This is a genomic window from Stenotrophomonas sp. YJH_SMC_46, assembly GCF_059370315.1.
In genome coordinates, this window is sequence record NZ_JCAFTO010000002.1 from 941,486 (window position 1) to 959,836 (window position 18,351).

Genomic DNA, 18,351 nt, shown 5'->3' on the forward strand with positions numbered 1-18,351 from the left:
GCGCGCGTGTTCAATCACCGTACGTTCCTGCCCCGCTGACCGCCAGGCTGTTTGCATGACTCCCCCCGTATTGCTGCTGCATGGCATCTGGAATGCCCGCGCCTGGGTCGGGCCGCTGGCCTGGCGCCTGCGCGCGCGCGGCTTCCAGGTGCACGCGTTTGGTTATTCCTCGGTGTTCGGTGGCCCGGACGTGGCCGTACCGCAGCTGCTGGAGCGGCTGGCCGACGCCGGCCCGCTGAGTTTGGTCGGCCACAGCCTGGGCGGGCTGCTGGCGCTGGAAGCGCTGCGGCGCAATCCGCAGCTGCCGGTGCAGCGCGTGGTCTGCCTGGGTTCGCCGCTGCGCGGCAGTGGTACCGCACGCTCGTTGTCCGAGCACGGCTGGGGCCTGGCGCTGGGCCGCAGCAGCGAGCTGCTGCTCGATGGCCTGCCGGACTGGCAGGGCCGGGCGGAGGTTGGCCTGATCGCCGGCTCGGTACCGCATGGGCTGGGCAGCCTGCTGGGTGCCATCGACGATGCCTCCGACGGCACCGTGGCACTGGCCGAGACCCGCCTGCCGGGGCTGGCCGACCATTGCGTGGTGCGCACCAGCCACAGCGGCCTGGTGGTATCGCCCGACGCCGCGCGGCAGACCGCGCATTTCCTGCGTCATGGCCGTTTCGACCACAGCCGCGACGCCGTCGCCGCGTAAGTTGGTGGGAGCGAACGGCCTGCCAGGGTGCGTGCGAACGGCCTGCCAGGGTGGGTGCGAACCGTTGGTTCGCACGCTCTTCGCCGGGCATGGCCCGGCGCTACCGGGAAAAGCACCACCAGATCGCCAGCGGTAGCGCCGGGCCATGCCCGGCGAGCGCAGCGGCATCCATCGGGCCTAGACACGGTTGCAGCGCCCGATCAGGTAGAATCCGCGCCTTGATCCTGAAGCAGCCAGACGGTAGCACCCATGGGTAGAGGCCCCTCCATCGAAGCCCGCAAGAACGCGTCCGACGCGAAGCGTGGCAAGATTTTCACCAAGATCATCCGCGAGATCGGCGTCGCCGCGCGCGGCGGTGGAGGCGACCCCAACAACAACCCGCGCCTGCGCGTGGCGGTGGACAAGGGCCTGGCCGTGAACATGTCCAAGGACGTGATCGAGCGCGCCATCAGGAAGGCCACCGGTGAACTGGAAGGCGTCGATTACGAGGAAGTCCGCTACGAGGGCTACGCCCCCGGTGGCGTGGCCGTGATCGTCGACTGCCTGACCGACAACCGCGTGCGCACCGTGGCCGATGTCCGCCATGCGTTCAGCAAGTGCGGCGGCAACATGGGCACCGAAGGCTCGGTGGCCTTCATGTTCAAGCGCCTGGGCGTGCTCAGCTTCGCCCCGGGCGCCGACGAGGAGGCCATCACCGAAGCCGCCATCGAGGCCGGCGCCGATGACATCGTGGTCTATCCGGACGACGGCTCGATCGACGTGGTCACCAGCCCTGACGCCTTCAACGCGGTCAAGGACGCGATGACCGCCGCCGGCCATGTCGCCGATCACGCGGAAATCACGTTCCGCGCGGACAACGACATCAAGGTCGAGGGCGAGGTCGCCCTGCAGGTCAAGAAGCTGCTGGACATGCTGGAAGATCTGGACGACGTGCAGGACGTGTACTCCAACGCCGAACTGGGCGCCGACGCCTACGCCTGAGCCGTCCTCGACGGCCTGGGCGCGGGCCGTTGAACGGTCACCGCGGACAGTCATGAGCCCATACGCCTCCCAGCGCACCCCGTTCCACCCTGCCAGGAGCGCAGCATGACCCGCATCCTCGGCATCGACCCCGGTTCACAGCGGACCGGGGTCGGCATCATCGATGTCGACGCCGCCGGGCGCGTCACCTACGTGCACCACCAGCCGCTGGTGCTGCTGGGCGCGGAGGATTTCCCGCAGCGCATGAAGCTGCTGGTGCTCGGCCTGGCCGACCTGTGCCGCGAGTTCCAGCCGCAGGAAGTGGCCATCGAACGCGTGTTCATGGCCCGCAACCCCGATTCGGCGCTGAAGCTGGGCCAGGCCCGGGGCGCGGCGATTTCCGCCGTTGTGCTGCGTGACCTGCCGGTGCATGAATATGCCGCCAGCGAGATCAAGCTGGCGGTGGTCGGTCGTGGTGGTGCCGAAAAGCAACAGGTTCAACACATGGTCGGGCTCATGCTCAACCTGAAAACCAAGCTGCAGGCCGACGCGGCCGACGCGTTGGCGGTGGCGATCACCCATGCCCACGTAAGGGCAACGGCCAACCGCCTGGGGCTCAGTGCCGGCCAGGCGTGGGGCCGCAAATGAGGAGCTGCACGCAATGATCGGTCGACTGCGCGGCATCGTCGCCTACAAGGCGCCGCCGTGGCTGGTGGTGGACGTGAACGGAGTGGGCTACGAGCTGGAGGCGCCGATGAGCACCTTCTATGACCTGCCCGAACTCGGCCGCGAGGTCACCCTGTACACCCATTACGCGCAGAAGGAAGACAGCGTCTCGCTGTACGGCTTCCTGCGCGAGGGCGAACGGCGGCTGTTCCGCGACGTGCAGAAGGTCAGTGGCATCGGCGCGAAGATCGCGCTGGCCGTGCTCTCCGGGGTCACCGTCGAGGAATTCGCGCGCATGGTCCAGGCCGGTGACATCACCGCGCTGACCCGCATCCCGGGCATCGGCAAGAAGACCGCCGAGCGCATGGTGCTGGAACTGCGCGACCGCGCCGCCCAGTTCGGTGCCGGCGGCGCGCTGCCCACCGGCAGCGGCCCGGCCGCGGCCGACCCGCTTTCCGATGCCACCGTGGCGCTGCAGCAGCTGGGCTACAAGCCTGCTGAAGCGGCCCGCATGGCCCGCGACGCCTTCACTGAAGGCGATGAAGTGGCCACCGTGATCCGCAAGGCGCTGCAGTCCGCGCTGCGCTGAGTCGGCTTCCTTTCTCTCAACGAACCGCCTGAGCCTCGCCAGGAGTCCCATGTCCAGCAGTCAAACCACGCACGCAGCTGCCCCCGGCGGCCACGGTCACGCTCCTCCCGCCGGAGGCCTGGCGCTGATCATCGGTGCGATCGGCGTGGTCTTCGGTGATATCGGCACCAGCCCGCTGTACACCCTGAAGGAGGCGTTCTCGCCGCACTACGGGCTCAACAGCGACCACGACACGGTACTGGGCGTGCTCTCGCTGGCGTTCTGGGCACTGAACATCGTGGTCACGCTGAAGTACGTGACCATCATCATGCGCGCCGACAATGACGGCGAGGGCGGCATCATGGCGCTGATGGCGCTGACCCAGCGCACGCTGCGCAACGGGTCGCGCTCGGCCTACGTGGTGGGCATCCTTGGCATCTTCGGCGCCTCGCTGTTCTTCGGCGACGGCGTGATCACCCCGGCGATCTCGGTGCTTGGCGCGGTCGAAGGCCTGGAGGTGGCCGCGCCCGGCCTGCATGCCTTCATCGTGCCGATCACGGTGGTGGTGCTGCTGATGGTGTTCGCCGCGCAGCGCTTCGGCACCGAGAAGATCGGCAAGGCGTTCGGCCCGATCACGTCGGTCTGGTTCATTTCGCTGGCGGCGATCGGCATCTACAACATCGTCGATGCGCCGGAAGTGCTGAAAGCCTTCAACCCGTGGTGGGCGATCCGCTTCTTCATGGAGCACAGCTGGCACGGCATCTTCATCCTCGGTGCGGTGGTACTGGCGGTGACCGGCGGCGAAGCGCTGTACGCCGACATGGGCCACTTCGGTGCCAAGCCGATCCGCCATGCCTGGTACTTCTTCGTGCTGCCGTGCCTGGTGCTGAACTACCTGGGGCAGGGCGCACTGGTGCTCAACCATCCCGAGGCGCTGAAGAACCCGTTCTTTGAGGCAGTGCCGTCGTGGGCGCTGTACCCGATGATCATCCTGGCCACCATGGCGGCGGTGATTGCCTCGCAGTCGGTCATCACCGGTGCGTTCTCGGTCTCGCGTCAGGCGATGCAGCTGGGCTACATCCCGCGCATGCGCATCAAGCACACCTCGCACGACACCATCGGCCAGATCTACATCCCGGGCATCAACTGGGGCATCGCGGTGATGGTGATCGGCCTGGTGCTGGCCTTCCGCAGCTCGTCCAACCTGGCCGTGGCCTACGGCATCTCGGTGTCGGCCACCATGCTGATCGATACCCTGCTGCTGGCCCTGGTGGCCCGCTCGTTGTGGCCGAAGGCACGCGCCTGGCTGCTGCCCCTGTGCGTGGTGTTCTTCATCATCGACCTCGGCTTTGTCATCGCCAACGGCGCCAAGCTGCTGCAGGGCGCCTGGTTCCCGGTAGTGCTGGGCATCTTCCTGTTCACCATGATGCGTACCTGGCGCCGGGGCCGCGAGCTGCTGCGCGATGAGATCCGCAAGGACGGCATCCGCCTGGATACCTTCCTGCCTGGCCTGATGCTGGCGCCTCCGGTACGCGTGCCGGGCACCGCCGTGTTCCTCACTGCGGATCCGACCGTGGCCCCGCACGCACTGATGCACAACCTCAAGCACAACAAAGTGCTGCACGAACGCAACGTGTTCCTGCATGTGGAAACCCTGCCGATCCCGTATGCGATGGAAGGGCAGCGGCTGAAGATCGAATCGGTGGGCGACGAGTTCTACCGGGTCTATGTGCGCTTCGGCTTCATGGAGACCCCGGACGTCCCACTGGCGCTGATGCGCTCGTGCGACCACGGCGGCATCTACTTCGACCCGATGGACACCACCTTCTTCGCCAGCCGCGAGACCATCGTGGCCACCGCCAACCGCGGCATGCCGATCTGGCGCGACAAGCTGTTCGCGCTGATGCACCGGAATGCCGCGCCGGCGACCGGCTTCTTCCGGATTCCGGGTAACCGGCTGGTGGAACTCGGCGCGCAGGTGGAGATTTAATCTCCACCGTCGATTCCTCCAGAGATCCGTCCACGCATGGCGTGGATCTACCGTGCCGACCAACGGTCGGCCCCCACCAAAGCAGAACGCCGTTCCGACAGACCGCAGGAAACTGTCGAAGGCGGGGTGGGTCCGGTTGCGGGGGCGTGAGCGCCATGGATGGCGCGACCGAGCCTACATGGACGTATTTACGGCGTCCCCCGCAACCGGACCCACCCCGCCATTCCCCAGGAAGCCCGCTTCGGCTGTTGCTCTGGATGTTGCCGTTGCCTCTGCGGGCGCCGGGCGCAGCCCGGCCGAACCCCGCACTTTTGCCGCATAATCTGCACATGACCGACGACCGCATCATCGGCGCCGGCGCCACCCGCGAGGATGACGCCGCCGACGCCAGCATCCGCCCCAAGCGCCTGGCCGACTATCTCGGCCAGGCCCCGGTGCGCGAGCAGATGGAGATCTACATCGAAGCGGCCAAGGGGCGCGGCGACGCGCTCGACCACGTGCTGATCTTCGGGCCGCCCGGCCTGGGAAAGACCACGCTCAGCCACGTCATTGCCAACGAACTGGGCGTGGCCCTGCGCGTGACCTCCGGCCCGGTGATCGAGAAGGCTGGCGACCTGGCTGCGCTGCTGACCAACCTGCAGCCGCACGACGTGCTTTTCATCGACGAGATCCATCGCCTGTCGCCGGTGGTGGAGGAGGTGCTGTACCCGGCGATGGAAGATTTCCAGATCGACATCATGATCGGCGAGGGCCCCGCTGCCCGCTCGATCAAGATCGACCTGCCGCCGTTCACCCTGATCGGTGCCACCACCCGTGCCGGCCTGTTGACCGCACCGCTGCGTGACCGCTTCGGCATCGTCCAGCGGCTGGAGTTCTACAGCGTCGAAGAGCTGACCCGCATCGTGCGCCGTTCGGCGGCGATCCTGGCCATCGACTGCACCGCCGATGGGGCAGGGGAGATCGCGCGCCGCGCGCGTGGCACCCCGCGTATCGCCAACCGCCTGCTGCGCCGCGTGCGCGACTACGCGCAGGTAAAGGCGGGCGGCCACATCGACGAGGTCGTGGCGCAGGCCGCGATGAAGATGCTCAAGGTTGATCCGGAAGGCTTCGACGAGCTCGACCGGCGCCTGCTCAGGACCCTGGTCGACTACTTCGATGGCGGCCCGGTCGGCATCGAGTCGCTGGCCGCGGCGCTGTCCGAGGAGCGCGGCACGCTGGAAGACGTGGTCGAGCCCTACCTGATCCAGCAGGGCTTCCTGGTGCGTACCGCGCGCGGCCGCATGGCGACTCACAAGGCCTACCGGCACATGGGCCTGAAGCCGAAGAATCCGCCGCAGGACCTGTTCGCGGAGGTTCCCGATGTCGGTTGAGCCACTATTCAGTTGGCCGACACGCATTTACTGGGAAGATACCGACGCTGGCGGCGTGGTCTACCACGCCCGCTACGTGGCCTTCATGGAACGGGCCCGGACCGAATGGATGCGTGCGCTCGGCTACGGCCAGGAGCGCATGCGCGCCGAGCATGGGATGGTCTTCGCGGTGCGCTCGATGCAGATGGATTTCATCAGGCCGGCACGGCTGGATGACACCCTGCAGGTGAGTGCCCGCCTGGTCCAGCTGAAGAAGGCCAGCATGGTCTTCGACCAGCAGATCCTGCGCGACGGCGAGTTGCTGCTGTCGGCCCAGGTCCGCATCGCCGCACTGGACGCGGCCAGTTTCCGCCCGCGTGGCATGGACGAGGCCGTCCTTGCCGTGCTGCAACCCCACCTCCACCCCGAATCCGAACACTGAGGAACAACGGATGATCGCAACGCTCCTGGCCCTGCAGGCCACGGTCACCGAGGCACTGCCGGCCGACGTCAGCAACGCCGCGACACAGACCCTTGCCCAGGCCACCACCGGCGGCGGCATCAACTACCTCGAACTGATGGCCAAGGCCAGCCTGCCGGTGAAGATCATCGTGCTGCTGCTGCTGGTCGGCTCGTTCGTCAGCTGGGTGATCATTTTCCGCAAGGCACGCGTGTTCAAGCAGGCCACCCGCGAAGCCGACGAGTTCGAGAACCGCTTCTGGTCAGGCGCCGACCTGGGCAAGCTGTACAGCGCCGCCACCGACCGCAGCCGCAGCGTGAGCGGCCTGGAAGCCATCTTCGAAGCCGGTTTCCGCGAGTACACCCGCCTGCGCGACAAGCGCCGCCTGGATGGCCGTGCGCAGCTGGAAGGCGCGCAGCGTGCCATGCGCACCACCTACACCCGCGAAGTGGACCAGCTTGAGCGCAACCTGGAACTGCTGGCCAACATCGGTTCGACTGCCCCGTACGTGGGCCTGGTCGGTACCGTGTTCGGCATCATGGTGACCATGCACGACATGATCAGCAGCGGTGCGCAGGCCGGTATCGCCGCCGTCGCGCCAGGCATCTCCGAAGCCCTGTTCGCCACCGCCATCGGCCTGTTCGTGGCGATCCCGGCGGTGTGGGCCTACAACCGCTTCACCACCCGCGTGGAGCGCATGTCGGTGCGGTTCGAGACCTTTGCCGAAGAGTTCAGCTCCATCCTGCAGCGCCAGAGCGCTGGCGACGAGTAAGCGCCTGACCCGGGAGTCCAAGCCATGTCCGCTGCCATCGGTCGCCGCAAGCGCCGCAAGCTGAAATCGGAAATCAACGTCGTTCCCTACATCGACGTCATGCTGGTGCTGCTGATCATCTTCATGGTCACCGCGCCGCTGCTCACCCTGAGCTTCGACGTCGACCTGCCGCAATCCAACGCCAAGGCGCTGGAAAGCAAGCAGGACCCGGTGATCGTCTCGGTGCGCCAGGACGGCCAGCTCAGCCTGAAGCTGCCCGACGCCAAGGAACCGACCGCCGTGTCGGCCGAGGAACTGGAGGGCCGCCTGGCCGGCATCGCCGCCCAGGACAAGGGCGTGCGCGTGATCGTCGCCGCCGACCGTGCCGTGGCCTATGAAAAGGTCATCGCCGCGATGGATGTGATCAAACGCGCCAAGGTAGACAAGGTAGGCCTGGCCACCGATGCACGCTGAAGCCCTGCCACCTTCGCATCAGCGCGAACCCGGCTGGGGCCTGCCCCTGGCACTGGCACTGCTGGTGCACCTGCTGGTCGCGCTGGTCTTCATCGTGGCCTGGTTCTGGTCACCCGAGCGCAACACCGATGCCGCCGCCGGTGACCCTTCGGTGGAGGCCAGCCTGGCGCTGTCCGCGTCTGAGGCGTCCGCCGCGCGCCAGGCCCTGCGCCAGTCGGAAAAGCTGGAAGACCTGCCGCCGCCGGTGGCCGAGCCGATCCCGGTGCCGGAAGACACCATTCCGCCGCCGCAGCCGATTCCCGAGCCGCGCCCGCAGGACGCCTCCACGCCCCAGCAGCAACAGGCGCAGGAGCGCGTCGCGCAGCCGGACACCAAGGACCAGGAAGCGGTGAGCGCACTGGCCATCTCGCAGGAGAAGGCCAGGCAGGAACAGGAAGCCAAGCGCCGCCAGGAGCAGATCGACCTGACCGAACGCAAGCGCCAGGAAGAGGCCGAGCAGAAGCTGCGCCTGGCCAAGCAGCAGGAAGAAGACGCGAAGAAGAAGCTGGCCGATCAGGCGCGTCAGGCCGCGGACAAGGCCGAGGCCGAGAAGCAGAAGAAGATCGCCGAGATCCGTGCCCGTCGTGAGCAGGCCGAGAAGGAAGCCAAGCTGGCCGAGCAGAAGCTGCGCCAGGTGGCTGCTGCGCGCAATGCCGCCGGCAGTGCCGCCGCCGGTTCCAGCGGTGCGTCCCAGCCGGCTGCCGGTGGTGGTGGCAACAGCGATGATCTTTCGGCCAAGTACGCTGCGGCGATCCAGGCCAAGGTACTGTCGCAGTGGGTACGGCCGGACACGGTGCCGCTGGGCCAGCGCTGCCAGATCACCATCACCCAGATTCCGGGTGGCACAGTGATGCAGGCCAAGGTCAGCCCGAACTGCCCGTACGACGAGGCCGGCAAGCGTTCGATCGAGGCCGCCGTGCTCAATGCGCAGCCGTTGCCGTACCGCGGCTTCGAGTCGGTGTTCGCGCGCACGCTCAACTTCACTTTTACCGCCCAGGATCGCTGAGGCGGGCAGGGCAGGGGGGGGGGCTCGGGCCACTCCTGCCCACGGATGTCGCGCTTGCCTCTGGTGTGCTCGGTTTCGGCCGGGCAGGCTTTAGGCTGCTGTCGAACACCGCCCCGCTGGGCGGAGTGACCGGGGCAGGCAGGTGCGATGTTAGCCACGACGTTAACGGTGCGTGAGAGGACGGGCTGGAACTGACCCGGAATTCACGTACCCTTGGTTCATGATTGCGAAGCGGTTCACTCCTGCTTTGCTATCCCTCGTTCCGGTTTCCCCCTATTGAGCGCTCCATGAAAAAGATGCCTCGCTGGCTTGCCGTGTTTGCGGCCCTGTTGCTGCCCTTTGCTGCCGTCGCGCAGCAGAAGGGGCTGGATATCGACATTATCGGCGGCAATGCCTCCGCGCTGCCGATCACCATCGTGCCGATGCCCTACCAGGGTTCGTCGGCCGCTCCGCAGACCGACGTCGCTGGCGTGGTCCGTGCCGACCTGGAGCGTTCGGGCCAGTTCCGCACGCTGCCGGAAGCGCAGATCGTCGAAAAGCCGGTGCGTGGCGGCGACATCCAGTTCGCCACCTGGCGCGCGCTGAAGCAGAACTACATCGTGGTCGGTCGCGTACTCGACGCCGGTGCCGGTGCCTACCGCGTCGAATACGAACTGTTCGACGTGCCCAAGGGCGAGCGCCTGCTGGGCCTGGCGATGACTGCCCGCGGCAACGCCATGCGCGACGTCGCCCACCAGATGGCCGACGCCATCTACGAGAAGATCACCGGCATCCGCGGCGCCTTCTGGACCCGCATCGCCTACGTGACTGCCAGCGGCAAGGGCGACGCCATGCGCTATGCGCTGATGGTGGCCGACTCCGACGGCTTCAACCCGCAGACCATCGTGCGTTCGGCCGAGCCGCTGCTGTCGCCGTCGTGGAGCCCGGATGGCAGCAAGCTGGCCTACGTCAGCTTCGAGCGTGGCAATTCGGCCATCTACATCCAGAACATCGGCACTGGCGCGCGCGAGCTGGTCACCAGCTTCCGTGGCATCAACAGCGCCCCGGCGTTCTCGCCGGACGGCCGCAAGCTGGCCCTGACCCTGTCGCGTTCGGGCAACCCGGAGATCTACGTGATGGACCTGGGCAGCAAGCAGCTGACCCAGCTGACCAACCACTTCGCCATCGATACCGAGCCGACCTGGGCACCGGACGGCAGCGCGGTGTACTTCACCTCCGATCGCGGCGGCCGTCCGCAGGTCTACAAGGTTGGTGCCGGTGGCGGCAGCGCCGAGCGCGTGACCTTCCAGGGCAACTACAATGCCAAGCCGTCGGTGTCCTACGACGGCAAGAAGATCGTCGTCGCCCAGGGTTCTGGCAACAGCTACAAGATCGCGATGATGGACAGCTCGCTGGGGTCGCCCCGCTGGAGCACGCTGTCCCCGGGTTCGCTGGATGAATCGCCGAGCTTTGCGCCCAACGCAAGCATGGTGCTGTACGCCGCCCGCGAAGGTGGCCGTGGTGTGTTGTATGCCGTTTCGGCCGATGCGCGGGTTCGCCAGCGCCTGGTCCTGGCTGACGGTGATGTGCGCGAACCGGCATGGTCCCCATACCGTACCCAGCGCTAAAAGAGTGTTAATATTTTCGTTGTCTTGAACCCCTCATCGGCTTAGGAGCCACAAAGGTATCGCCATGAACAAGTCCACCCGCGTTCTGCTTGTTTCCCTGCTGTCTGTGGCCGTCCTGGCCGGTTGCTCGAAGAAGGTGAAGGAAGAGCCGGCAGCCCCGGTCGACACCGGCACCTCGACCACCACCCCGACCGGTCCGTCGACCTCTGGCCTGTACGGCCCGGGCGACCTGGACACCGACGCTTGCCTGCGCCAGCGCGTGGTCTACTTCGACCTGGACAAGGAAGACGTGAAGCCGGAATTCCAGGCCATCATGGCGTGCCACGCCAAGTACCTGCGTGACCGTCCGTCCTCGCGCATCACCCTGCAGGGCCACACCGACGAGCGCGGTTCGCGCGCGTACAACCAGGCCCTGGGTGAGCGTCGCGGCAACGGCGTCAGCTCGGCCCTGCAGGCCAACGGTGGTTCGGCTTCGCAGCTGACCGTCGTGTCCTACGGTGAAGAGCGTCCGGTCTGCACCGAGTCGAACGAGTCCTGCTGGTCGCAGAACCGTCGCGTCGAAATCGTCTACACCGCGCAGTAATCCATGCGCATTGGCATCAAACTGATGCTGGTCGTTGCGGCAGCCCTCGTGGCTGCCGCACCGGCGCACGCACAGCGACAGAGCCTGGCTGACCGTGTCGGCGCGCTCGAGCAGCAGATGTACAACAACAGTGCCAACCAGGACCTGTTGAACCAGATCAATCAGCTGCGGCAGCAGGTCACCAGCCTGCAGGCCTCGATCGAGCAGTTGCAGCACGACAACGCCCAGCTCAAGCAGTCCGCCCAGGACCAGTACCTGGATCTGGACAGCCGCCTGAACCGGTTGGAAGGGGGCAACGCCGCCCCGGCCCTGCCGCCCGTTCCGGCGAGCGCGCCCAAGGCCGCACCGGCCCCGGCAAAACCCGCAGCGGCGGCCACTTCCGAGCGGCCGCCTTCCGTCCATGGTGATGCCGGCAGCCTCGCCGCCACCGGTGACGAGCGCACCTCCTACAACGTTGCCTTCGATGCCTTGAAGGCCGGCAGGTACGACGATTCGGCGCAGCTGTTCCTGAGCTTCCTGGAGTTGTACCCGAATGGCGTCTACGCGCCGAACGCGCTGTACTGGCTGGGCGAGAGCTACTACGCCACCCGCAATTTCCCGATGGCCGAGACCCAGTTCCGTGAACTGCTCTCGCGCTATCCGACCCACGACAAAGCCGCGGGCGGCCTGCTCAAGATCGGCCTCTCGCAGTACGGCGAGGGCAAGGTAGACCAGGCCCAGCAGACGCTGGAGACCGTCGTGGCGCAGTACCCCGGCTCGGACGCCGCGCGCACCGCGCAGGACCGTCTGCAGTCCATCCGCCTGGGCAAGCAGATCCGCTGATCCGCTGACCGGGCGTACAATGGGTGCCCTGTAGAGCCGAGCCCATGCTCGGCTGCTTTCGTTTCCGGACCGGCAAACCCGCCCGGTTGCTGTTGTAGAGCCGAGCCATGCTCGGCTGCTTTCGTTACCGGCCACGGTAGCCCACCCGCCACGTGTCCCACCAAGAAGTGCCCGCCATGACCGCCGTTACCCCATCCAGCGCCGCCGCCACGCCCAGTGAGATTGTGCAGTCGCCCCTGCCACGCCTGAAGATCACCGAGATCTTCACCTCGCTGCAGGGCGAAGCCGATACCGCCGGCTGGCCGACCGTGTTCGTGCGCCTGACCGGCTGCCCGCTGCGCTGCCAGTACTGCGATACGGCCTATGCCTTCCATGGCGGCACCTGGTGGGACATCGACGACATCGTGGCCGAGGTGCTGGCCCAGGGCGTGCGCCACGTCTGCGTGACCGGCGGCGAGCCGCTGGCGCAGAAGCGCTGCCTGGTGCTGCTGCAGAAGCTGTGCGACGCCGGCATGGATGTCTCGCTGGAAACCTCCGGCGCGCTGGACGTCAGCGCGGTGGACCCGCGTGTATCGCGCGTGGTCGACATCAAGACCCCGGGGTCGGCCGAAGTTGCGCGCAACCGCTGGGAGAACCTGCCGCTGCTGACCGCACGCGACCAGATCAAGTTCGTCATCTGCAGCCGCGAGGACTACGACTGGGCCAAGGCCCTGGTCGCCGAGCACGAGCTGGTGAAGCGCTGCACCGTGTTCTTCTCGCCCAGCAAGGGCGAGATCACCGCGCGCCAGCTGGCCGACTGGATCGTCGAAGACCGCCTGCCGGTGCGCTTCCAGATGCAGTTGCATAAAATCCTGTGGAACGACGAGCCGGGCCGATGAGCCTAGGCAACGTTCCCTGATGTAACTCCGGCGCGGGACAGCGTGCTGGCTTTCCCCTCCCAACCGGATGTTTTACCCATGAAGAAGGCAGTCGTGCTTCTCTCCGGCGGCATGGATTCAGCCGCCGTCATCGCCATGGCCCAGGAACAGGGCTTCGCCGTGCATGCCCTGAGCGTGCGCTATGGCCAGCGCCACACCTCCGAACTGGATGCCGCCGCCCGCGTGGCCGAGGCCCAGGGCGTGGTCGCGCACAAGACCGTGGACGTGGACCTGCGCAGCATCGGTGGCTCGGCGCTCACCGATGACATCGACGTACCCGAGGCCGGCGGCGCCGGCATTCCGGTCACCTACGTACCGGCGCGCAACACCATCATGCTGTCGCTGGCCCTGGGCTGGGCCGAAGTGCTCGGCGCCAACGACATCTTCTGCGGCGTCAACGCGGTGGATTATTCCGGCTATCCGGACTGCCGCCCCGAGTTCGTGGCCGCGTTCCAGGCGCTGGCCAACCTGGCCACCAAGTCGGGCGTGGAAGGTGCGGGCATCAAGGTACACGCGCCGCTGCAGTTCCTCAGCAAGGGCCAGATCGTCAGCGAAGGCGTGCGCCTGGGCGTGGACTTCGGCCTGACCGTGTCCTGCTACAACGCCGACGCCAACGGCGCCGCCTGCGGCCACTGCGATGCCTGCCGCCTGCGCGCGCAGGGTTTCGCCGAAGCCGGCGTGCCGGACCCCACGCTGTATGCCTGAGGTGATGGGGCTGATGCCCCAATGGTGGGTGCGAACCGTTGGTTCGCACTCTCTGTCCCGGCGCTACCAGCGGCTGGAGTCTGGTAGTGCCGGCCGCTGGCCGGCAGCCTCATCAGGCAACCACCCCGATGCCTCGATGAACGCCCGCACCGCCCCCGCATCGGCATAGTCCAGCTCGATCATCCGCGCGATCCCCGCCTTCTCATCAGCCTGCTGTCGTATGTACTCCTGCGCGATGCGATACCCGGCGTAGTACCCCACATCACTCACCCCGAACGGATTTCGGCCGTTGTTGTACAGCCAGTTGTCCAGGTCATCGCCGTCCATTTCAGCGACAAAACGCGCGCGGATCTCCTCCTCGTGCGCGGGCCCGTAGCTGTACAGTGGCAACGCCGGCCGACGCCCACTCAGCCGTTCGGCCACATACTCCGCCACGCCTTCGCGCACCGCGTACTGCGCCAGGCTGCCGGTAGTCTCGCGCTGCTGGGTATGCACGTACTCGTGCAGGTTGTTCTGCGCGTTGTTCGCCCCCGGACGGCTGTCGTAGAAGATCCGCAGGCGATCGCGCATTTTCGCCGGCAACTCGCTCACGTCCACGCGCTCATCGCCCAGCGCCATCTCCGCACCGATCAGCACCTTGTCACCCAGCGTGGTCCCGCCAGTACGCAGCACGCCCACGGCATAGGTGATGGTGGCCGGGCGCAGGGCGGGGTAGAGCGTGCGGAAGGCGGCCAGGTCCCGCTCCAGAGTGGCGCTGGCCTGCTGCGCGTTGGCGGTCAATGGGCGTACCGACGTCCAGAAGCGCGGCCACGCGCGCATGGCCTCGGCGTATTCGCGGGCGGTATAGTTGCGCACCTGCATCAGCGCATGCAGGCCGGGGCTGCCTGGATCGATGTAGCGCTCCTGCACGAGTGCGACCTGGCGTTCAACGTCGGGCTCGGCGCGTACCGCGTCATAGGTGGCCCAGAAGCGGCCGATGTCGTCGGTGACGACCTGGGGCGGGGCGGCCAGTGCCTTGCAGGGCAGCAGCAGGGCGGCAACGAGGCAGAGGGGCAGGCGCATCCGTGGCTCCGGGCAGGAATCACAGCTGGGATGCGCGTGAGGCCCGGAAGGTTTAAGCGGGTTCGCCAGATCGGGTAGTGCCGGCCGCTGGCCGGCATCCTCGACACGCTGGGGTTTCACCCGGCCCGCCAAAGTAGGGTAGAATGCCCACCCCGCCGAAAGGCTGGGGCAGTGCAATGGGCCGTTAGCTCAGTCGGTAGAGCAGAAGACTTTTAATCTTTTGGTCGAAGGTTCGAATCCTTCACGGCCCACCAATTGCATCCAATGACCCAGGTCATTCAGAAGGGCACCGCAATGCGGTGCCTTTTTTGTTGCGCTTCTCCACGGCAACTACTTCGTCCGCGCAGTCTTCGCTTTAGCCGCCGCCGCGTCAGCAGCCTCCTGTGCGGCCGTTGCTGCTGCATTCGCAGAACGTGCCGCCTCCGCTCTTGCCGCCTCGAAATAGGTGAGCCGCTGCAGACTGGTTCTGCGTTCCAGTTCCATTGCTGCGGCGAAGCTCTCCGGATGCTTTGCAGCACAGGCCTCCTGCACCAGTTGCACGGCACGATCAGACAGCCCGGGCTGGATGTTGCCGAGCAGGCAATCGGCATACGGTACGGGCGCGGCCGAGCTGGCAGCCAGCGCGACAATGAGCAGGGCGCTCAACATGCAAACCTCCTTGTAGGTTTCAAAGGGACTGGCAACCAGTCCGTCCCAAGTATGGACCGGATCTGGGTGCAACGGCGGCTACGCCGGCCGGATATCCCGGCACACCAGTTCCGCCAGCCCGCGGCAGGCGAAGAACAACCCATCGATTAGCCCCTCATCCAGATGGCGGTCGGGCGTGGCCATCGACCGGCAGCGTTCCGCGGCGTGCAGCATTTCCGCCACGGTCAACATGCCAACGGCGGCACGCTCCGCGTGTGCCATCGCCTGTTCCCGCCCGGGCGGCAGATCGGTTTCCGGCCAGGGCAGGCCGTCGGCGCCGTCGCCATCGCGGATGCGCTTGAGGCATCCCCAGAATGCGCGTCCACGCATGGCGTGGATCTACTTTCGCCTGAGAACAATCGCTGCGATGACGGCTGCGATGCCGACCGGGATCAGGACGACCGCCAGAAGAATGATCCAGTGCTAAATGCTGAATCCCCCATGTCCCAACTCCTTGGAGGAAACGATGAATGTTAGCAAACGCGATTGCAGTCATCTCCCGATACAGTTCAAGCATCGCGCAGCGCCGTAGCATACGTGCAGGCATGCCGAATCGGCCGACGCCTTGGCCTTGGCGTTATGCTCGGCACTTTCTCAGGATGGGCCGCCCCATGCGTCTGATCGTGCTGTCGCTGTTGTTGTCCGCTGTCTCCGCCGCGCCGCTGATGGCTGCAGAAACCGCGCCGCCCGCTGCCGCCTCGCCTTTGGCCATCGGCGAGACCTTCACCATCGGGTCGAAGGCGCTGGGCGAAACCCGCCGCATCAATGTTTACCGCCCGCAGCCGTGGGGCCTGGATCCGAAGGCGCCGCTGCCGGTGCTGTACATGGCCGATGGCGGCATCGGTGAGGACTTCCTGCATGTGGCCGGGCTGGTGCAGGTGCTGAGCGGCAACGGCAGCATGCGTCCGTTCCTGCTGGTTGGCATCGAGAACACCGAGCGCCGCCGCGACATGACCGGCCCCAGCAACGACCCGCAGGACCGGAAGATCGCGCCGCGCATTGGTGGTTCGGCGGCCTACCGCGCGTTCCTGCGCGAAGAGCTGATGCCGCAGGTGCGCCAGCGCTACCCGACTACCGACGAACGCGCGCTGATCGGTGAATCGCTGGCCGGCCTGTTCGTGGTCGAGACGCTGCTGCAGGAGCCAACGTTGTTCAACAGCTACATCGCGCTGGACCCCAGCCTGTGGTGGAACCGTGGCGCAATGCTGGCCGGCGCAGCCAAACAGCTGCCGGCGGTGACGCGAGCGCAGCCGCGCGTATTCCTGGCCGGCAGTGGGCAGCCGGAGCTGGCCGCATCCACTGCACGACTGGCCGAGTTGCTGCAGCAGGCTTCGCCGTCGCCGCTGGTGAAGTACCTGCCGTTGCCGGAAGAAACCCACGCTACGATCTATCATCCGGCCGCATTGCAGGCGCTGCGCACACTGTTCCCGGCGCCGCCGGCCTCGCCCTGACCGCACTGGCAGTGGATTGCGCACCATGCAAGGATGCGGCAGCGGCGCCATCCGGTGCGCCGCCCGCAATGGGAGCGTGTGGATGCAGCGTGTGCGTGGATGGAGTGTGGCGGCTTGCCTGGCCGTGAGTGGCTGTGCGATGTCGGTGGCGCCGCCGGCAGCGCAGAGTGAAGCGAAGGAGAGCCCGGCCGCCGCTGTGTCGGGCGTGGTGCTGCCGGATACCGAAGCGCTGCGCGTGCACGATCCGATCGGCCGCGATTATCCGGTGTGGGTGGCGTTGCCGGCCGACTACGCCGCACATCCGGAAAAGCACTATCCGGTGCTGTACGTGACCGACGCGCTGTACAGCTTCCCGCTGGTGCGCAGCGTGCGCAACCTGGTGGGCCAGAAGGGTGTCAACCTGGAGGATTTCATCCTGGTCGGGCTGCCGCCGCAGGAAGGGCTGACCTCCAAGCAGAGCCGCTCGCGCGATTACACGCCCAGCGACCCGGCGCGCACCGATCCGCGTGATTACAGCGATGACGTCAGCTACGGCGGCGCGGCGCACTACCGCGATTTCCTCGCTGGGCAGGTACTGCCGATGATCGATGCGCGCTACCGCACCGATCCGGCGCGGCGTGCCTATGCGGGTCATTCCTATGGTGGCCTGTTCGGCGCCTACGTGCTGACCACGCGCCCGGATATGTTCCGCACCTACATCCTGTCCAGCCCATCGCTGTGGTTCGACGACCATCGGGTGCCGCGCATGCAGGCCGAAGCCAAGGCGCCGGCGCAGCCGACCACGGTGGTGCTGTCGGTGGGCAGCTTTGAAACGGTCAAGCCCGAACCGCGTTATTTCACCCGCAACGACATGCTGCGCCACAACGCAGAATTCGCCGAGCAGCTGCGCAGCAGCGGGCGATCATTGAAGGTGGAGAACATGGTGATCGATGACGAGGATCACTTCACCGTCTACCCGGACATGATCACCCGCGCACTGCTGAAGGTGTTCCCGGGTACCGGACCGTACAGCAGCGGTTGATGATGGGCGCCATCAACGCATGGCGTGGATCTACAGGGCCATTGCAGTAGATCCACGCCATGCGTGGATGAACGCCTCAGGCCGCCTGTGCATCCGGCCCGGTCAATACGCCCACATCGGCATGCCGGAAGCACAGCCGGATGGCGTCGAGCAGCTCGCTCATGTTGTACGGCTTGGGCAGGAAATGGATGCCGTCGCGCAGCTGCGGCAGCACCTGGTGCTGGTCCATGCCCGACGTCACCAGGATCGGCAGCTGGGGATACAGGCTGCGGACCCGGTTGGCGGCTTCGATGCCACTGATTGCACCCAGATTGACGTCGGTGAACAGCAGATCGAAACGCTCACCGGCGGCCAGTAGGCCCAATGCCGCTTCGGCAGAGCTCACGCCCGCCACGTGGCAGGCCTGGCTTTCCAGCGCCAGCCGACTCAGTTCGCGGGTTTCCTCGGCGTCCTCGATGAGCAGGACGCGGGGTTCGACGTGGCGCTTGGACAGCAACATGACGCGGCAACTCCGGACAGCAACGGTGAAAAGGCGCGCAAGTATG

The 18,351-nt window shown here is 66.6% G+C and carries 21 protein-coding genes and 1 tRNA gene; 18 read left to right on the top strand and 4 right to left on the bottom strand.

Features of this window, described 5'->3' with window-relative positions; all coding sequences use genetic code 11:
* The first annotated feature begins 55 nt into the window (after window positions 1–55).
* The 15 genes from AC5P8C_RS09235 to queC all read left to right on the top strand — a co-directional run bounded on the left by AC5P8C_RS09235 (window position 56) and on the right by queC (window position 13,585).
* Window positions 56–688, top strand: a complete 633-nt coding sequence (locus tag AC5P8C_RS09235; protein WP_188250405.1) for an esterase/lipase family protein — start codon at window positions 56–58, stop codon at window positions 686–688.
* A gap of 249 nt (window positions 689–937) precedes the next feature.
* Window positions 938–1,669, top strand: a complete 732-nt coding sequence (locus tag AC5P8C_RS09240) for a YebC/PmpR family DNA-binding transcriptional regulator (protein WP_495218597.1) — start codon at window positions 938–940, stop codon at window positions 1,667–1,669.
* Between the two features lie 105 nt (window positions 1,670–1,774).
* Window positions 1,775–2,296, top strand: a complete 522-nt coding sequence (ruvC, locus tag AC5P8C_RS09245; RefSeq protein ID WP_495218598.1) for a crossover junction endodeoxyribonuclease RuvC — start codon at window positions 1,775–1,777, stop codon at window positions 2,294–2,296.
* A gap of 13 nt (window positions 2,297–2,309) precedes the next feature.
* A complete protein-coding gene (ruvA, locus tag AC5P8C_RS09250) occupies window positions 2,310–2,903 on the top strand; it encodes a Holliday junction branch migration protein RuvA (protein WP_019660131.1) in 594 nt (197 codons plus the stop codon).
* A gap of 49 nt (window positions 2,904–2,952) precedes the next feature.
* Window positions 2,953–4,872, top strand: coding sequence for a potassium transporter Kup (locus tag AC5P8C_RS09255; RefSeq protein WP_058981547.1), 1,920 nt, complete (start codon window positions 2,953–2,955; stop codon window positions 4,870–4,872).
* Between the two features lie 329 nt (window positions 4,873–5,201).
* On the top strand, window positions 5,202–6,242 hold the full coding sequence (ruvB, locus tag AC5P8C_RS09260) for a Holliday junction branch migration DNA helicase RuvB (protein WP_495218599.1): 1,041 nt from the start codon (window positions 5,202–5,204) through the stop codon (window positions 6,240–6,242).
* Complete coding sequence (gene ybgC / locus AC5P8C_RS09265; protein WP_005410753.1) at window positions 6,232–6,663, top strand: tol-pal system-associated acyl-CoA thioesterase; 432 nt, start codon at window positions 6,232–6,234, stop codon at window positions 6,661–6,663. The genes ruvB and ybgC overlap by 11 nt, the downstream gene beginning before the upstream one ends.
* 10 nt (window positions 6,664–6,673) lie before the next feature.
* Window positions 6,674–7,453: a protein TolQ gene (gene tolQ, locus AC5P8C_RS09270; protein WP_495218601.1), complete on the top strand. Its 780-nt coding sequence runs from the start codon at window positions 6,674–6,676 to the stop codon at window positions 7,451–7,453.
* Between the two features lie 24 nt (window positions 7,454–7,477).
* Complete coding sequence (gene tolR, locus AC5P8C_RS09275; protein ID WP_005410751.1) at window positions 7,478–7,906, top strand: protein TolR; 429 nt, start codon at window positions 7,478–7,480, stop codon at window positions 7,904–7,906.
* A complete protein-coding gene (gene tolA / locus AC5P8C_RS09280) occupies window positions 7,896–8,951 on the top strand; it encodes a cell envelope integrity protein TolA (RefSeq protein WP_233653834.1) in 1,056 nt (351 codons plus the stop codon). The genes tolR and tolA overlap by 11 nt, the downstream gene beginning before the upstream one ends.
* A 287-nt stretch (window positions 8,952–9,238) precedes the next feature.
* Window positions 9,239–10,558: a Tol-Pal system beta propeller repeat protein TolB gene (gene tolB / locus AC5P8C_RS09285; RefSeq protein ID WP_019660126.1), complete on the top strand. Its 1,320-nt coding sequence runs from the start codon at window positions 9,239–9,241 to the stop codon at window positions 10,556–10,558.
* Window positions 10,559–10,622: 64 nt separating this feature from the next.
* Window positions 10,623–11,141, top strand: coding sequence for a peptidoglycan-associated lipoprotein Pal (gene pal, locus AC5P8C_RS09290; RefSeq protein WP_005418510.1), 519 nt, complete (start codon window positions 10,623–10,625; stop codon window positions 11,139–11,141).
* 3 nt (window positions 11,142–11,144) lie between these two features.
* Entirely contained in the window at window positions 11,145–11,963 is an 819-nt protein-coding gene (gene ybgF, locus AC5P8C_RS09295) for a tol-pal system protein YbgF (protein ID WP_019660125.1), read from the top strand.
* A 176-nt stretch (window positions 11,964–12,139) separates the two neighbouring features.
* Window positions 12,140–12,841, top strand: a complete 702-nt coding sequence (gene queE / locus AC5P8C_RS09300) for a 7-carboxy-7-deazaguanine synthase QueE (protein ID WP_019660124.1) — start codon at window positions 12,140–12,142, stop codon at window positions 12,839–12,841.
* A gap of 78 nt (window positions 12,842–12,919) precedes the next feature.
* Entirely contained in the window at window positions 12,920–13,585 is a 666-nt protein-coding gene (queC, locus tag AC5P8C_RS09305; RefSeq protein WP_019660123.1) for a 7-cyano-7-deazaguanine synthase QueC, read from the top strand.
* A 63-nt stretch (window positions 13,586–13,648) separates the two neighbouring features.
* On the opposite strand, the gene AC5P8C_RS09310 is transcribed toward queC, so the two are convergent.
* The gene (locus AC5P8C_RS09310; RefSeq protein ID WP_495218603.1) at window positions 13,649–14,647 is read right to left on the bottom strand and encodes a DUF2268 domain-containing putative Zn-dependent protease; all 999 of its coding nucleotides are present in this window, start codon (window positions 14,645–14,647) and stop codon (window positions 13,649–13,651) included.
* Window positions 14,648–14,825: 178 nt separating this feature from the next.
* On the opposite strand from AC5P8C_RS09310, the gene AC5P8C_RS09315 reads away from it, so the two are divergent.
* A tRNA-Lys gene (locus AC5P8C_RS09315) sits at window positions 14,826–14,901 on the top strand.
* Window positions 14,902–14,977: 76 nt separating this feature from the next.
* Here the strand turns inward: AC5P8C_RS09315 and AC5P8C_RS09320 are convergent.
* Together AC5P8C_RS09320 and AC5P8C_RS09325 are read right to left on the bottom strand one after the other, a co-directional pair.
* Entirely contained in the window at window positions 14,978–15,295 is a 318-nt protein-coding gene (locus tag AC5P8C_RS09320; protein ID WP_191862568.1) for a hypothetical protein, read from the bottom strand.
* Between the two features lie 78 nt (window positions 15,296–15,373).
* Window positions 15,374–15,664, bottom strand: a complete 291-nt coding sequence (locus AC5P8C_RS09325; RefSeq protein ID WP_191862570.1) for a hypothetical protein — start codon at window positions 15,662–15,664, stop codon at window positions 15,374–15,376.
* A gap of 281 nt (window positions 15,665–15,945) precedes the next feature.
* Between AC5P8C_RS09325 and AC5P8C_RS09330 the strand changes: the two genes are divergently transcribed.
* Together AC5P8C_RS09330 and AC5P8C_RS09335 are read left to right on the top strand one after the other, a co-directional pair.
* The gene (locus tag AC5P8C_RS09330; RefSeq protein WP_495218605.1) at window positions 15,946–16,785 is read left to right on the top strand and encodes an alpha/beta hydrolase; all 840 of its coding nucleotides are present in this window, start codon (window positions 15,946–15,948) and stop codon (window positions 16,783–16,785) included.
* Between the two features lie 82 nt (window positions 16,786–16,867).
* Window positions 16,868–17,806 carry an alpha/beta hydrolase gene (locus AC5P8C_RS09335; RefSeq protein WP_495218606.1) on the top strand — a complete coding sequence of 313 codons (939 nt, stop codon included), beginning with the start codon at window positions 16,868–16,870 and terminating at the stop codon, window positions 17,804–17,806.
* Between the two features lie 76 nt (window positions 17,807–17,882).
* On the opposite strand, the gene AC5P8C_RS09340 is transcribed toward AC5P8C_RS09335, so the two are convergent.
* Window positions 17,883–18,305 carry a response regulator gene (locus tag AC5P8C_RS09340; RefSeq protein WP_495218607.1) on the bottom strand — a complete coding sequence of 141 codons (423 nt, stop codon included), beginning with the start codon at window positions 18,303–18,305 and terminating at the stop codon, window positions 17,883–17,885.
* Between the last annotated feature and the right edge of the window lie 46 nt (window positions 18,306–18,351).